We start from the raw sequence: 14709 nt of genomic DNA, 5'->3' as shown, positions 1-14709 counted from the left end.
GATCAGGGGCGCCACAAGGGGTGTTCGAGCTCCGCCCACTCCCTGCTCACGCGTCCTGTGCGCAGGCCCCTTCGCGCCTCCGGGTCGCCGAGAGCCATGCCGATGTGGCCCGCCAGGACCACGCCGATCGTCAGGGCGAGCCAGTCGTGGACGAAGGTCGCCGAGGTGCGCCACATCAGGGGGGTGAGGTGGGTGAACCACATCATCAGGCCGGTGCCGAGCATGACCAGCGTGGCGCCGGCGATCCAGGCGGCGTAGACCTTCTGACCGGCGTTGAACTTGCCCGCGGGACGGGACGAGCGGCGCTTGTCGCGGAACAGCGCGGCCCGCAGCCAGACCCGGTCGTGCGGGCCGAAGCGGTTGAGGAAGCGCAGGTCGGCGCGGAAGGCACGGGAGGCGAGGCCCAGCAGGACCGGTACGGGGAGCGCGAGCCCGGCGCACTCGTGGACGCGGACGACCAGCTCCCGGCGACCGACCATGACGGCCAGCTGGGGGATGTAGAGGACGGCCGCCGTGACCACGCAGACGCCCATCAGCGCGGCCGTGGCGCGGTGCACCCAGCGTTCGGCCCGGCTGAAGCGGTGGACGCGGGCCGCCGGCGGGGCGGGGGTGTCAGCTCGTAGGGACATCGGTGCGTCCGTTCGACTTGCCGACCCAGGCGTCTACGTCGTAGCCGAGGTTTTCCCAGTAACCGGGCTCGACCCGGTCGGTGACCGTGATCCCGGAGAGCCACTTGGCCGACTTGTAGAAGTACATGGGGGCGACATAGAGGCGGACCGGGCCGCCGTGGTCGTGGCCGATGTCCTTGTCCTGCATGCGCAGGGCCACCAGGATGTCCGGGCGGCGGGCCTGGTCGAGGGTGAGGCTCTCGGAGTAGGTGCCGTCGAAGCAGGTGAAGCGGATCGCCTTCGCGGTGCCGCGCACCCCGGCCAGGTCCAGCAGGTGGGCGAGGCGTACGCCCTGGAAAGGGGTGCCGGGGACGCGCCAGCCGGTCACGCACTGGACGTCCTTGACCAGCCGGGTCTGCGGCAGGGCGCGCAGGTCGGCGAGGGTGTAGGTGCGCGGGCGGTCGACCAGGCCGTCGATCTTCAGCTGGTAGTTCCCGGCGTTCTTGTGGGGCACCGACGCGGCGACGGAGTAGTAGCGGAAGCCGCCGCCGTTGGGCAGCAGGCCGGTCAGGCCCGTGGGGTCCTTGCCGGCCACGGTGCCGAGGAAGCCCTCCATACCGCGTTGCAGCGTGGGTGCGGCGACGACGCCGAGCGCACCCAGGCCGAGCGTGCCGAGGAAGACGCGGCGGCCGACGGGCCGACCGTCCTGCTCCTCGGATTGTTCAGAGTTCACGTATTCATTCGAGCACTCGGGGCCCGGTGGGGCCAGGGGATCGGGTCCGCGGTCAGACTTCCGTAATCACTTCTTACGCACCTCTCGGCAAGCAGTACGGCTCAGCGGGCCGCGCCGTTCAGTGCGCGGGCGCGGGCCGCCCGGAAGGCCGCCCGGGGGTCGTGGTGCGCGTAGCACCAGGGCGCCCGGGTGGCGTGCCGGCCGATGCGCCGGAACAGGGCCGCCGCCTCGGCCGGTCGGCCGGCGCAGGACAGGGCGAAGGCGAGGTGGTTGAGGTCGAGGTGATGGCGGGGGTGTTCGTCGTGCTCCCACTCCAGCCACCAGTCGAAGGCGTCGCGCAGGATCCGCCGGGCCCTGGGGCCGGACCAGTGCCCGGAGGCGGCGGGGTCGGCGGGGGCGAGACCGGTGGCGGCGAGGACCCGGTAGCGCTCGGCGTAGGCGACGACCGGGAGTACGGCGAGCGGGGAGTCGGCGGGGGCCTCGGCGGCGGCCAGCTCGGCGAGGTCGTACACCTCGTGGTCCTCGGCCGCCCGGCCGCCGGCGGGCCGCTCGGCGAGGCGGGCGAGGAGCAGCTGGTGGGCGTGGTGGTGCTCGGGGTGGCGGCGGCGCAGTTCGGCGAAGGTGCCGAGGACCTCGTGCTCCGGGCCGAGGGTGCGGGCGAGCCGTAACCGGCCGAGCCAGGGGGTCGGGTCGGCGGGGGCCTGCGCCGCGGCGTCGGCACAGGCCGCGCGGGCCAGGTCGGGGTCCGTCTTGCCGCGCAGGGCGCGCTGGACCTGGGCGAGGGCGTACAGGGTGGCGGCGTCGGCGGAGCCGGGTTCGGCCTGCAGCCACTCGCTCGCCCAGGCCGCGGCGTACGGCTCCCGGGCGAGGACGGTCAGGCGGTGGCCGCGGCGGTCCCAGTCGTCACCCGTGTGCAGCAGCAGGGAGCGGGCGGCCTGCCGTCGGCCCTGCGCCAACGCGGCGCGCGCGGTGCGCAGTTCGGCGTCGTCGAGCGTGTCGTCGAAGGCGCCGGAGTCGTCCGGGGCGGTGTCGCCGGACGGGTCCGTGGCGGCCAGGCGTGCGCCGAGCAGGGGTGGGAATGGGGGCACCGCGGGACTTCCTGTTTCTCGGGCTGCCATCGACCGATCACGCACAGCAAACCCTCAGCCATGGATTGCGTCAAGCGGAACGGTGCAGTTATTGGGTTCAACTACCGTTGCCCACAGGGAACTTGGAGAACTCCGCGCAGGTGGGTCGAGGCGCGGGCGGGCTGCCCGGTGGATTCCTGTGGCGTACGCCATGGCGCCGGGCGGCCGGGCCACGGAGCATGGCGAGTCAACTGCCCTGTTCCGCGTACTTCCGGGTCAATGGTGTCCCGGGAGCGCTACAGTCGGCCACTACGCGCCCGTGGTCCGGCCGGATGATCGAGGTACGCAGCGTGTCCGTTCTGGTTCTCCTTCTCGCCGTGAGTGCGGCCTGCTGTCTGGGCTTCGGGTTCGTGCTCCAGCAGAACGCCGCACAGAAGGCACCGCTCAGCGACTTCCTCTCCTTCCGGCTGCTGCTCGACCTGATGCGGGTGCCGCGCTGGCTGGGCGGGCTCGGTCTGATGATCGCCGGCATGGTGCTCGGCGCGATCGCCCTCGGCAAGGGCGAGATCTCGCTGGTGGAGCCGCTGCTCGCGACCAACCTGCTGTTCGCGCTGGCCCTCTCCCGCTACCAGACCAAACAGCCCCTGGGCCGTCAGGGCTGGGCGGGACTGCTGCTGCTCGCGGGCGGGGTGAGCGCGTTCATCACGGCGGGCGAACCGCGCGCCGGGCACGCCGTGTCCGATCCGCTGCGGCACTGGCTGATCATCGGCGCGATGGTGGGCGCGGCCATGGTGCTCACCACGTACGGCAAGCGCTCCCGGCTGAGCTGGGGCCCGGTGTTACTGGCCACGGCGGCCGGGCTGCTGTACGGCGTGCAGGACGCGCTGACCCGGGTGAGCGGCATCCGGTTCGCCGAGGGCGGCTTCACCGAGCTGTTCACCGGCTGGCAGCCGTACGGCGTGCTGGCCTGCGGGGTCACCGGGCTGCTCCTGGTGCAGAGCGCGTTCGAGACGGCCCCGCTGCGCATGTCGCTGCCCGCGCTGACCGCCGCCGAGCCGCTCGCCGGGATCCTGTGCGGCGTCGGCTTCCTCGGCGACCGCCTGCGCACCGACACCGGGGCGCTGGCCTGGGAGGCGGCCGGGCTCGCGGCCGTGGTCGCCGGCATCGTGCTGCTCGGGCTGCACCCGGCGATGCCGTGCGGCACGGCCGAGGCGGAGCTCTCCGCCCGGGACCTCCAGCGCCGCTGAGCAGCCGCCTGGTTGGATACCGGTATGAACCCCGCCGTGCACCCCGCCGACGAGATCCTCGACGTCGTCGACGAGAACGACCAGGTCGTCGCCCAGCACCCGCGCGGCGAGGTGTATGCCCGCGGGCTGCGCCACCGCTGCGTGTTCATCCAGGTCCGGGACGCGGCCGGCCGGCTCTTCGTGCACCGGCGCACGGCCACCAAGCTGGTCTTCCCGGCTCTGTACGACATGTTCGTCGGCGGGGTCGTCGGGGCGGGCGAGTCCTACGACGAGGCCGCGCTGCGGGAGGCCGAGGAGGAGCTGGGGGTGACGGGCCTGCCCCGGCCGGCGTACCTGTTCAAGTTCCTCTACGCCGACGGGGCCGGGAACAGCTGGTGGTCGGCGGTGTACGAGGTGCGCTGCGACCTGCCCGTACGGCCTCAGGTGGAGGAGGTCCAGTGGCACGACTTCCTGGCCGAGGACGAGGTCGAGCGGCGGCTCGGCACCTGGGAGTGGGTACCGGACGGCCGGGCGGCCTACGAGCGGCTGAAGGCGTTCCGCAGCGGCCGGTGAGACGCCGGTAGGGTCGGCCACGTGAGCGAATTCGTACGGAACATCCGGCTGTGGTTCGCGCCGGAGCTGGTCCGGGCCGAGGGCGGCACGCCCGACTACCGGTTCTCGCTGGCCAACGAGCGCACCTTTCTGGCCTGGCTGCGCACGGCCCTGGCGCTGATCGGCGGCGGATTCGCGGTGGACCAGTTCCTGCCGGGCCTGCCCTGGGCCTGGAGAGTCGGGCTCGCGCTGGCACTCCTGGGCGCGGGTGTGCTGTGCTCGCTGCGGGCCGTGAACCACTGGGTGCGCTGCGAGCGGGCGATCCGGCGTGGCGACGATCTGCCGGCGTCCCGGTTCCCGGCGCTGCTGAGCCTGGTCGTCGCGGTGGTGGCCGTGGCGATGATCGTGGTGGTGCTGGCGGGATGGGCGGGGTGAGCCCGGCCGGGCGCGACCCGGGGCTGCAGCCGGAGCGCACCCGGCTGGCCTGGCGTCGTACGACCCTCTCGGCCGCCGTGGTCGCCGTACTCGCCGCCCGGGCCGCCCTGCGCGGGGGCGCCTCGGCCGCCGGAGTGACCGTCTGCGCCCTGTGCTGTGCGCTCTTCCTGGGGTTCCTCCGGGTGGCTCACCACCGGATAGGGACCCTGGCCGCCGTGGTCCGGCCGCCGGCGCTCGCTCCCCGGCACGCGACGGCGGCGGTGCTGTGCGCGGTGGCGCTGGCGGTGTGCGCGTCCGTCCTGGTCGTCTGATCTCTCGCCGGGTCGCCCGGACACCACGCATGCGCTAATACGCCGATATGTCACGGTTCGCGCGTAGCCTGTCGGCCGTCAGACCCCCGTACCCCCGAAGGCGAGCACCATGACCACCCTTCACCAGGAACACATCGCACACGGCACGCACAGCCACGGTCCGGGCTGCGGGCACGACGCCGTGCGGCACGGCGACCACCTGGACTACGCCCACGACGGACATCTGCACCGCGAGCACGACGGCCACTGGGACGAGTGCGAACCCGCCGGGCACACCGTCCACGAGGGCCACGAGCACGTGCACTACGACGAGTGCGGGCACGCCCAGGTGCGGCACGGCGACCACGTCGACTATCTGCACGACGGGCACCGGCACGCGGCGCACGACGGCCACTGGGACGACCACTGACCCCAGCGGGAACAAGGCCGACGGCTCCCGGGGCAGCGCGGCGGGGGTCCGTCGGCCTATCGTGGCTCCGGTCACGTTCGGACGCGTGTCCGGCTTGCGCACTGGACGGCATACCGACCGGTCGGCATCATGAATGGGTCCTGTTCACCCGTTCGTAGGAGTCACGTATGAGCGCCGACCACCCGCCCGGACTCGACCTGGACCGGCTGCGCGCCCTGCTCGACCGTGAGCGCCCCGGTCTGGTGACCGGCCCCCTGACCGGCCGGCTGATCGAGGGCGGACGGTCGAACCTCACCTACGCGGTCTCCGACGGCACCGCGCGATGGGTCGTACGACGGCCCCCGCTCGGCCATGTGCTGGCCACCGCGCACGACATGAAGCGCGAGCACCGCGTGATCAGCGCCCTGCACCCGACCCGGGTGCCGGTGCCGCGCCCGGTGCTGCTCTGCGAGGACGAGCAGGTGCTCGGGGCGCCGTTCTACGTCATGGAGTTCGTCGAGGGCACCCCGTACCGCACCGCCGAGCAGCTCGCCCCGCTCGGTGCGGAGCGCACCCGGAACGCGGTGCTGTCCCTGGTGGACACGCTGGTCGAGCTGCACGCGGTGGACCCGGCCGAGGTGGGCCTCGCGGACTTCGGCCGCCCCGAGGGCTTCCTGGACCGGCAGCTACGCCGCTGGGGCAAGCAGCTGGACGCCTCCCGCAACCGCGAGCTGCCCGGCATCGACGAGCTGCACGCCGCCCTGGGGCGCGCCCTGCCCGCCTCGCAGGCCCCGGCGGTCGTCCACGGCGACTACCGCCTCGACAACGTCCTGATCGGCGCGGACGACCGGATCAACGCGATCCTCGACTGGGAGATGTCCACCCTCGGCGACCCGCTCACCGACCTGGGCCTGCTGGTGATGTACAGCCAGCCGCTGGAACTGCCCGACTCCCCCATCTCCACGACCGCCACGGCCGTCGGACATCCCTCCCCGCAGGAGCTGATCGAGCGGTACGCCGCGCGCTCGGGGCGCGACGTGTCCGCCGTCTCCTGGTACACGGCCTTCGCCTGGTTCAAGCTCGCCGTGATCCTGGAGGGCATCCACTACCGGTACACGCTGGGCCAGACGGTGGGGCGCGGCTTCGACCGGATCGGCGATCTCGTACCCGTCTTCATCGACCACGGACTGACCGTTCTCCAGGAAGGCTGATCCAGAAATGGACTTCGCGTTCGACGCGCGCACCGAGGAACTGCGCGCCAAGCTGCTCGCCTTCATGGACGAGTACGTCTACCCGGCCGAGCCCGTCGCCGAGGAGCAGCGAGCCGCGCTGGCCTCCCCCTGGGACACCCCGGCCGTGGTCGAGGAGCTGAAGGCCGAGGCCCGCAGGCAGGGCCTGTGGAACCTGTTCCTGCCGGACGCCGAGTACGGCGCCGGGCTGACGAACCTGCAGTACGCGCCGCTCGCCGAGATCACCGGCCGCTCCCCGCATCTCGCCCCCACCGCGACGAACTGCGCCGCCCCCGACACCGGGAACATGGAGGTACTGGCGCAGTTCGGCGACGAGCAGCAGAAGAAGCAGTGGCTGGAGCCGCTGCTGGCCGGTGAGATCCGTTCGGCGTTCGCGATGACCGAGCCGGAGGTGGCCTCCTCGGACGCCACCAACATCACCACGCACATCGAGCGGGACGGCGACGCCTACGTCGTCACCGGTCGGAAGTGGTACATCTCCGGGGCGATGAACCCGGACTGCAAGATCTTCATCGTGATGGGCAAGACGGACCCGGACGGCACCGACATCCGCCGCCAGCAGTCGATGATCCTGGTACCGCGCGACACGCCGGGAGTGACCGTCAAGCGCGCGATGCAGGTCTTCGGGTACGAGGACCACTCGCACGGCGGCCACGCCGAGGTGATCTTCGACCACGCGCGCGTGCCGGTGTCGAACCTGATCGGCGAGGAGGGCGGCGGCTTCGCCATCGCCCAGGCCCGGCTCGGCCCTGGCCGGATCCACCACTGCATGCGGCTGATCGGCATGGCCGAGCGGGCGATCGAGCTGATGTGCCGGCGGGCCGTCTCGCGTACCGCGTTCGGCAAGGCGCTGGCCCAGCAGGGGGTCGTCCAGAACTGGATCGCCGACGCCCGGGTCACCGTCGAGCAGCTGCGGCTGCTGGTGCTGAAGACGGCCTGGCTGATGGACACCGTCGGCAACAAGGGCGCCCACACGGAGATCCAGGCCATCAAGATCGCCACCCCGCGCGCGGTGGTCGGCATCCTGGACCGGGCCATCCAGTTGCACGGCGCGGGCGGCGTGAGCCAGGACTTCCCGCTGGCCGAGCTGTACGCGAGCGCCCGCACCCTGATGCTGGCCGACGGCCCGGACGAGGTGCACCAACGGTCGCTGGCGCGGCGGGAGTTGAAGCAGTACCTCTGAGGTACCTCTAGTAGCCGCCCGAGTAGTGGTGGTCCTCGCGGGCGAGCGCCCGGAGGAACGACAGGAACCGGTGCAGGAGATTCGGTCTGCGCGTCATGTGTTCAGCGTGGCCCGCAGGCCGCCCACCGGTCCAACAGATGGTTTCGCTGGCGGACATCTCTAGAATGGATGGATGGAGATGCGTCAGCTCCGCCACTTCATGGCCGTGGTGACCGAGGGAAGTTTCACGGCCGCCGCCCGCAGCGAGCTCATCGTGCAGTCGGCGCTCAGCACGTCCGTCCGGAACCTGGAACGGGAGCTGGGCGCCGACCTGTTCGACCGTACGGGCCGCCGGGTGGTGCTCACGGAGGCCGGGCGGGCGCTGCTCCCGCAGGCCCGTGCGCTGCTCGCCGGTGCCGAGGCGGCCCGGGAGGCGGTGGCGGCCGTCGCGGGACTGGCGAGCGGCCGCGTGTCCATCGGTACGATCCAGACCCTGACCTGCGTGGACCTGCCGGGCGAACTGGCCGCCTTCCACGAGGAGTTCCCTGGCGTCCAGGTCTCCGTGCGGGACGCGACCGTCACCGAGCTGACCGACGCGCTCCGGGCCGGCGAGCTGGACCTCGCTTTCGTCGCCCCGGACGCCCGGGAACTGCCCGAGGGCCTGCACGCGCACGCCGCCTGGCAGGAGGAGCTGGTGCTGATCACCGCGCCGGGGCACCGGCTGGCCGTGGCGGGCCGCACGCTCATCAAGGACCTCGCCGAGGAGCCCTTCGTCGACTTCCGCGCCGGGACGGGCCTGGAGACGGCCGTACGGCGCCTGGCGGCCCACTGTGGCCTGGATCGCCGTATCACCTGTGACGTCACCCAGATCGGGCTGCTGGTGGACCTCGTGCGGGCCGGGATCGGGGTGGCGTTCGTGCCCCGGGCCATCGGCGAGCGGGCCGGGCTGCCGTGCGTGCGGATACGGCAGCCGGAGCCGGGCCGTACGGTCGTCCTCGCGGGACGCGGGGAGCGGCCCCGGAACCCGGCGGCCGCCGCCCTCGTCCGTCACCTCACGGACGCGCACCCCACGGACGCGCACCCCACGGACGCACGCCTCATGGACGCAGCGCCCGCAGCAGCAGGTCGGCGAGGTGGTCGGCGACCTGCTGCGGGGTGAGCGGGCCGTCGGGGCGGTACCAGGTCGACAGGTGGTGGACGGAGCCGAAGTGGTAGTCCACGACCAGGTCGGCCGGGGTCGCCGTGGAGAAGACGCCCTCCTTCTGGCCCTCCTCGATGAGCGCGCGGAACCGTTCGTGGTAGCGCCGGCGCTCGGCGCGGACCTGCTTGTTCTTCTCCGGGCTCAGATGGTGCATGGACCGGAAGAAGATCATCGCGTCGTCGAGGTTCTCGATGGTCGTGACGACCACGTCCGCCGCGGCACCTCTGAGCCGCTGCTCGACCGGCGCGTCCATGCCGGCGAAGTGGTCGAGCCGCTCCATCTGGACGCGCAGCACGCGCGCGTACACCTCGTGCAGGAGGTCGTCCTTGGAGCCGAAGTAGTGGTACAGCGCCCCCTTGGTGACGCCGGCCGCCTCCACGATCTCCTGCACGGAGGTCCGGTCGTAGCCCTGCTCGGCGAAGAGCCGGGTGGCGGCGGCGAGCAGCCGCTGCGGAACGGGGGCTCCGTCTCCGTCCGTCGTCCTGGGCACTGCCGCCACCTGCCTTTCCTCGTCGCCTACTGACCGGCGTTGCTGTTGTCGCGCGCGCGGGAACGCAGTTCCCGACGGAGGATCTTGCCACTCGCCGTCTTGGGCAGGTCGGGCAGGATCTCCACCTGGCGCGGATATTTGTAGGCGGCCAGTCTCTCCTTGCAGTACACCGCGATGTCGTCCGGGTCCGCCTCCGCGCCCGGACGCAGGCTGACATAGGCCTTGACCGTCTCGCCGCGATAGCCGTCGGGGACACCGACGACGGCCACCTCGCGCACCGCCGGGTGGGTGTACAGCACGTCCTCGACCTCGCGCGGCCACACCTTGAAGCCGGACGCGTTGATCATGTCCTTCTTGCGGTCGACGACGTACAGCCAGCCCTGGGCGTCCATGAAGCCGATGTCACCGGTGCGCAGCTCGCCGTCCGGGAAGGTCTCGGCGGTGGCGTCCGGGCGCCGCCAGTAGCCGGGGATCACCTGCGGGCCGCGTACGACGATCTCGCCCTGCTCCCCGAACGGCACCTCCACGCCCTGCTCGTCCACGATCCGCACGAGCGTGTCGGCGCCGGGCAGGCCCACCGACAGCGTCCCGGAGACGGGGTCCACGGGTGCCTCCAGGCCGGGCGGGACGGCGGCGCACGGGCCGGAGCACTCGGTGAGGCCGTAGCCGACGCGGATGTACGGCCCGAAGAGCCCGCGGAACTTCTCCACCAGGGCCGGCGGCACGGGCGCGCCGCCCGAGGAGATGTTCACGAAGGAGGCGAAGTGCTCCCGGGTGGCGTCCGGGTGGGCGGCCAGCGCCATGAAGGCGGTGGACGGCCCGACCGTGTAGTGCGGCCGGTGCTCGGTGAAGGCCTCCAGCACGAGTCCGGGCTCGAAGCGGTAGGCGAGCACCAGAGTGCCGGCGCTGTTCAGGCAGGCACCGAACTGGCAGACCATGCCGGTGATGTGGAACAACGGCGCGAGCGCGTAGTAGACGGGCGCCCCGGGCAGCGCGAGCCCGGTCCGCTGCCGCTCGGCGTTGTACATGATGTTGCCGTGCGTGTTGGTCGCGCCCTTGGGCGTACCGCTCGTACCCGAGGTGTAGCTGATCAGCGCGATGTCGTCCGGGCCCGGCGCGCGGCCCTCGGGGGCCGTACCGCCGCGCCGGGCCACGGTGACCAGGTCGTCGGCGTCCGGTGCCTGGGGCAGCCGCTCGAATCCGAGCACGCGCGCGTCGTTGCGGGTCTGGAAATCCAACTCGCACCCGGTGAGCACGATCCGCACCGGCGAGTCGGCGGCCGTGTCCCTGAGATACGCCTCCCAGGCCCGGTCGGAGCAGATCAGCGCGGTCACCTCGCCGTCCCGCAGGACGTGCCCCACCTCGCCCGACTTGTACATGGGGTTGACCGGGACGACGGTCGCGCCCGCCTTCCAGGCGCCGAGGACGGCGAGCACGAAGTGCGGGGAGTTCTGCAGCAGCACGGCCACCCGGTCGCCGCGCTCCAGCCCGCGCGCGGCGAGATGGGCGGCGACGGAGTCGCTCAGCTCGTCCACCGCGCGGTAGCTCAGCCGGGCGTCGAAGTAGGCGAGGAAGGTGCGCTCGGGCGCCTCGGCGACGGCGGTGCGCAGCGCGTGCACCAGGGAGTCGGCGGGCTCGACGGGACCGCGCTGGGCGTCGTCGAGCAGCGCCAGCCAGGGCCGGTCCGCGTACCGGGCGGGGCTCACCGGGCCTCCTCCCACTTGCGCTGGATGTGGTTCATGCCGCTCAGCCAGCGGCCCGGATCGGCGGCCCGCGCCTGGTAGTACTCGGCCACGTCGGGGTGCGGCAGGATCAGGAAGCGATCCTCCTCGATGCCCCGGAACAGCGCGTCCGCGACGGCCGCCGGCTCGATCGCGGTCGACTGGAGCACCAGCTCCCCGGCGCTGCCGGTCGCGGCCAGCATGTCCGTGCGCACGCCCTGCGGACAGATCGCGTGCACCCGCAGACCCCGGTGGCGGTAGGTCAGCGACAGCCACTCGGCGAAGGCGTAGGCGCCGTGCTTGGTGACGCTGTACGAGGGGGCCCCGATCATGGTGAGCAGCCCGGCGGCCGACACGGTGGACACGAACCGCCCGGCACCCCGCTCCAGCCAGTCCGGGAGCAGCTCATTGGCCGCGCGGACGTGCGCCATGACGTTCACGTCCCAGGACACCGCCCACGACCTCTCGTCGAGCGGTCCGCCCGCGCCGCCGTCCTCGAAGGCGACCCCGGCGTTCGCGCAGTAGACGTCGACGGTGCCACCGAGTGCGTCACGGGCCTCGCCGACGATCGCGGAGGCGTCACCCGGCACGGCGATCCCGCCGATCTCCTCGGCCACTGCCTTCGCCTTGCCGGCATCCAGGTCATTGACGACGACCCGCGCCCCCTCGGCGGCGAACCGCCGGGCCAACGCGGCCCCGATCCCCCCGCCCGCCCCCGTGACGACCACTCCCGCATCCTGCACGGCTTCCACCATCGGTCTCCTTCGACACGACTTCGCGCGGCGCGCATCGGCTCTGATCGACCCAGACTAACCAGTCGGTATGTGTGAGGGAAGGGCGACCGTCCCAACCTCTAGGGGCGCGGAGCTGTATCGATATGCGGCTCCGCCGCGCGGGCACGAGCAACCACAGACGACGTGCACCTCACACCCGACGGAGGCCCCCATGCACCTGTCCCGACGGTCCCTTCTCGCCTCGGCGACGATCGCAGCCGTTCCCGCTGGACCCGAACCCCGCGAACGACTGCACACCGGGTTCGAAAGACTCGCCGCCGAAGGCTACGCAATACTGGGCGGACAGCGCGTCGGCATCGTCACCAACCCCACGGGCGTCACCCGCGACGTCCAGCACATCGTCGACGTCATGCACAACGACACCCGCGTGAAGCTGACGGCGGTCTTCGGCCCGGAGCACGGCTTCCGAGGCACCGCGCAAGCGGGCGGATCCGAGGGCCGCTCCACCGACCCGGCGACCGGACTGCCGGTCTACGACACGTACCTCAAGAGCGGCAAGGCCCTCGCCGACATCTTCACCACCTCAGGGGTCGACACGGTCGTCTTCGACATCCAGGACGTCGGCGCCCGCTTCTACACGTACATCTGGACGCTCTACGACTGCATGGAGGCGGCCCAGCTGGCCGGCAAGCGCTTCGTGGTCCTGGACCGCCCGAACCCGGTCACCGGACGCGTCGCCCGAGGCCCTGTGCTGCACAAGGAGTTCGCCACGTTCGTCGGGCGGCAGCCCGTCGCGCAGGCGCACGGGATGACCGTCGCGGAGCTGGCCCGGCTGTTCAACAAGGAGTTCCTGAGCAGGCCGGTCGCGCTGGACACCGTCCTGATGACCGGCTGGCGGCGCGCGGACTGGTACGACACGTCCGTACTGCCGTGGGTGCCGCCGAGCCCGAACATGCCGACCCCGGACACGGCGCTCGTCTACTCCGGCACCTGCATGTTCGAGGGCACCAACGTCTCGGAGGGCCGGGGCACGACCCGCCCCTTCGAACTGCTCGGCGCCGAGGGCGTCGACGGGCGCTGGGCCGCCGCCGCGAACGGACTCGCCCTGCCCGGAGTGCGCTTCAGGGAGGCGTACTTCGCGCCCACGTTCTCCAAGTTCGAGGGCAGGACGGTCGGCGGGGTACAGATCCATGTGTACGACCGGGACGCCTACGACCCCGTACGCACCGGGATCGCGCTGCTGGTGACGGCGAAGAAGGTCTGGCCCGGGTTCGCCTGGCGCCCCGACGGCTGGATCGACAAGCTCACCGGCTCCGCCCGGGTGCGCACGATGATCGACGCGGGGGCGGGCACCGACGAGGTGACCGGCGCCTGGCAGGAGGAGCTGGCCGCGTTCCGGCGGGTCCGCAGGGAATATCTCCTCTACAGGTGAGGCGCGGTGTATGGCCAACTCCGCCCCGGAGCAGGACGATGCGTGCGCGACGCATCGTTACGCATTTTTCCGGGGGGACGAGGGAGCCTGGCATGGCGGATCCTGGGATGAGCGTGACTCCCTACTGGGAGCTGACCTTCGACGCGGACGGGGATGTCGACGGCCGCGAACGCGACCGGCTGATGGCGCAGGTGCCGGAGCACGGCGTCCGCGACCTGATCGTCTTCGCGCACGGCTGGAACGACGACCGCTCGGGCGCGACCGCGCTGTACCGCCGTTTCTTCGCCCCGATCCCGGGGCTCGCCCCGCACGCGCGCCTCGGGTACGTGGGTGTGATCTGGCCGTCGATGCGGTTCAGCGACGAGCCGATCCCCGACTTCCCGAGGTCGGCGGCGCCCGCGACGCCCCCGACGGCGGCCCTGGACGCGGACACCCGGCGGGCACTGGTGTCGGTCTTCCCGGAGCGGGCGGCCCTGATCGACCGGCTGGCCCGGCTGCTGGACGAACGGCCGGACGGCGCCCAGGGGTTGACGGAGTTCGGGCGGCTGGTACGGCAGCTGATCGACGGGGAGCGGCGGCCCGGCGTGGCCGACACGGAACAGGAGGGCGAGCCGGGCGTGTTCACCGCGGACCCGGCCGCCGCGTGTCAGGAGTTCGCCGAGGCGCTGGCGGCGGTGCGGTCCGCCAGGGCGCCGTCCCGGGAATTCAGCATCCCGAACCCCTGGGACGGCGCCAAGGAGCTGCTGCGGCAGGCGGCGTACTACACGATGAAGCGGCGTGCCGGGACGGTCGGCGAGCAGGGACTCGGGCCGCTGATCGGCACGCTGGCCGGCGCGGCGCCCGGGGTGCGGGTGCATCTGATGGGGCACAGCTTCGGCGGGCGGCTGGTGTCGTTCGCGCTGCGCGGGCTGCCGGACGGGGTGCGCACGGTGAAGTCCGTGACCCTCCTGCAAGGCGCCTTCTCGCATTTCGCGTTCGCGGAGCGGGTGCCGCAGGATCCGGGCAGGGCGGGGGCGCTCAAGGACCTGCAGCGACGGATCGACGGGCCGCTGGTGTGCTGCCACTCGCATTTCGACATGGCGCTCGGCACGTTCTATCCGCTGGCCTCCCGGCTGTCGGGGAACGACCGCTCGTACCTGGGCGGCGAGATCGCGGCCGTGCTGGGACCGGAGTGGGGCGCCCTGGGGTACGACGGGGTGCAGGCGGTGCCGGGCACCGCCCGGCTGGACCTCGCGGCGGCCCTGAACGGACCGCTGCCCGCGGCGGGATGCGTGAACGTCGACGCGGCGGCCGTGGTCCGCAGCGGAGGCCCGCCGGCCGGGGCGCACAGCGACATCGTGCACCCCGAACTGGCGCGACTGGTACTGGCGGCGGGCCGCATCGGCTGACCCGCCGCCGG

At 72.3% G+C, this 14709-nt stretch carries 16 protein-coding genes; 10 read left to right on the top strand and 6 right to left on the bottom strand.

Annotation, left to right across the window (positions count from 1 at the left end):
- Window positions 1-2: 2 nt before the first annotated feature.
- From AB5L52_RS34350 to AB5L52_RS34340, 3 genes are all read right to left on the bottom strand, one after another.
- Window positions 3-629 (bottom strand): cytochrome b/b6 domain-containing protein, encoded by a 627-nt coding sequence (locus AB5L52_RS34350; protein ID WP_351022058.1) that lies wholly within the window; start codon window positions 627-629, stop codon window positions 3-5.
- Window positions 613-1341 carry a molybdopterin-dependent oxidoreductase gene (locus AB5L52_RS34345; RefSeq protein WP_351022061.1) on the bottom strand — a complete coding sequence of 243 codons (729 nt, stop codon included), beginning with the start codon at window positions 1339-1341 and terminating at the stop codon, window positions 613-615. Before AB5L52_RS34345 ends, AB5L52_RS34350 begins: the two co-directional genes overlap by 17 nt.
- Window positions 1342-1442: 101 nt before the next feature.
- Window positions 1443-2429: a hypothetical protein gene (locus AB5L52_RS34340; RefSeq protein WP_369367560.1), complete on the bottom strand. Its 987-nt coding sequence runs from the start codon at window positions 2427-2429 to the stop codon at window positions 1443-1445.
- 329 nt (window positions 2430-2758) lie between these two features.
- On the opposite strand from AB5L52_RS34340, the gene AB5L52_RS34335 reads away from it, so the two are divergent.
- From AB5L52_RS34335 to AB5L52_RS34300, 8 genes are all read left to right on the top strand, one after another.
- Complete coding sequence (locus tag AB5L52_RS34335; RefSeq protein WP_351567445.1) at window positions 2759-3655, top strand: DMT family transporter; 897 nt, start codon at window positions 2759-2761, stop codon at window positions 3653-3655.
- Window positions 3656-3691: 36 nt separating this feature from the next.
- Window positions 3692-4207: an NUDIX domain-containing protein gene (locus AB5L52_RS34330; RefSeq protein WP_351022353.1), complete on the top strand. Its 516-nt coding sequence runs from the start codon at window positions 3692-3694 to the stop codon at window positions 4205-4207.
- A 21-nt stretch (window positions 4208-4228) separates the two neighbouring features.
- Window positions 4229-4621 (top strand): DUF202 domain-containing protein, encoded by a 393-nt coding sequence (locus AB5L52_RS34325; protein WP_351567447.1) that lies wholly within the window; start codon window positions 4229-4231, stop codon window positions 4619-4621.
- Window positions 4609-4932 (top strand): DUF202 domain-containing protein, encoded by a 324-nt coding sequence (locus AB5L52_RS34320; RefSeq protein ID WP_351022071.1) that lies wholly within the window; start codon window positions 4609-4611, stop codon window positions 4930-4932. Before AB5L52_RS34325 ends, AB5L52_RS34320 begins: the two co-directional genes overlap by 13 nt.
- Window positions 4933-5041: 109 nt before the next feature.
- Window positions 5042-5341 carry a hypothetical protein gene (locus AB5L52_RS34315; RefSeq protein WP_351022073.1) on the top strand — a complete coding sequence of 100 codons (300 nt, stop codon included), beginning with the start codon at window positions 5042-5044 and terminating at the stop codon, window positions 5339-5341.
- 167 nt (window positions 5342-5508) lie between these two features.
- Entirely contained in the window at window positions 5509-6531 is a 1023-nt protein-coding gene (locus tag AB5L52_RS34310) for a phosphotransferase family protein (protein WP_369367559.1), read from the top strand.
- Between the two features lie 7 nt (window positions 6532-6538).
- On the top strand, window positions 6539-7753 hold the full coding sequence (locus AB5L52_RS34305; protein WP_369367558.1) for an acyl-CoA dehydrogenase: 1215 nt from the start codon (window positions 6539-6541) through the stop codon (window positions 7751-7753).
- Window positions 7754-7925: 172 nt separating this feature from the next.
- Complete coding sequence (locus AB5L52_RS34300) at window positions 7926-8891, top strand: LysR family transcriptional regulator (protein ID WP_369367557.1); 966 nt, start codon at window positions 7926-7928, stop codon at window positions 8889-8891.
- Here the strand turns inward: AB5L52_RS34300 and AB5L52_RS34295 are convergent.
- From AB5L52_RS34295 to AB5L52_RS34285, 3 genes are read right to left on the bottom strand one after another with little or no spacing between them, the layout of a single operon-like run.
- Window positions 8830-9423, bottom strand: coding sequence for a TetR/AcrR family transcriptional regulator (locus AB5L52_RS34295; RefSeq protein WP_351022084.1), 594 nt, complete (start codon window positions 9421-9423; stop codon window positions 8830-8832). The genes AB5L52_RS34300 and AB5L52_RS34295 overlap by 62 nt on opposite strands.
- Window positions 9424-9449: 26 nt before the next feature.
- Complete coding sequence (locus AB5L52_RS34290; RefSeq protein ID WP_351022087.1) at window positions 9450-11129, bottom strand: AMP-binding protein; 1680 nt, start codon at window positions 11127-11129, stop codon at window positions 9450-9452.
- Window positions 11126-11899 (bottom strand): SDR family NAD(P)-dependent oxidoreductase, encoded by a 774-nt coding sequence (locus AB5L52_RS34285; RefSeq protein WP_351022089.1) that lies wholly within the window; start codon window positions 11897-11899, stop codon window positions 11126-11128. The genes AB5L52_RS34290 and AB5L52_RS34285 overlap by 4 nt, the downstream gene beginning before the upstream one ends.
- A 190-nt stretch (window positions 11900-12089) precedes the next feature.
- On the opposite strand from AB5L52_RS34285, the gene AB5L52_RS34280 reads away from it, so the two are divergent.
- A complete protein-coding gene (locus AB5L52_RS34280) occupies window positions 12090-13310 on the top strand; it encodes an exo-beta-N-acetylmuramidase NamZ domain-containing protein (protein WP_369367556.1) in 1221 nt (406 codons plus the stop codon).
- 92 nt (window positions 13311-13402) lie between these two features.
- Entirely contained in the window at window positions 13403-14698 is a 1296-nt protein-coding gene (locus tag AB5L52_RS34275) for a serine-threonine protein kinase (RefSeq protein ID WP_369367555.1), read from the top strand.
- Window positions 14699-14709 lie beyond the last annotated feature (11 nt).

The organism is Streptomyces sp. CG4, from assembly GCF_041080655.1.
GTDB lineage: Bacteria > Actinomycetota > Actinomycetes > Streptomycetales > Streptomycetaceae > Streptomyces.
This window is presented reverse-complemented; position numbering and strand designations above follow the sequence as displayed.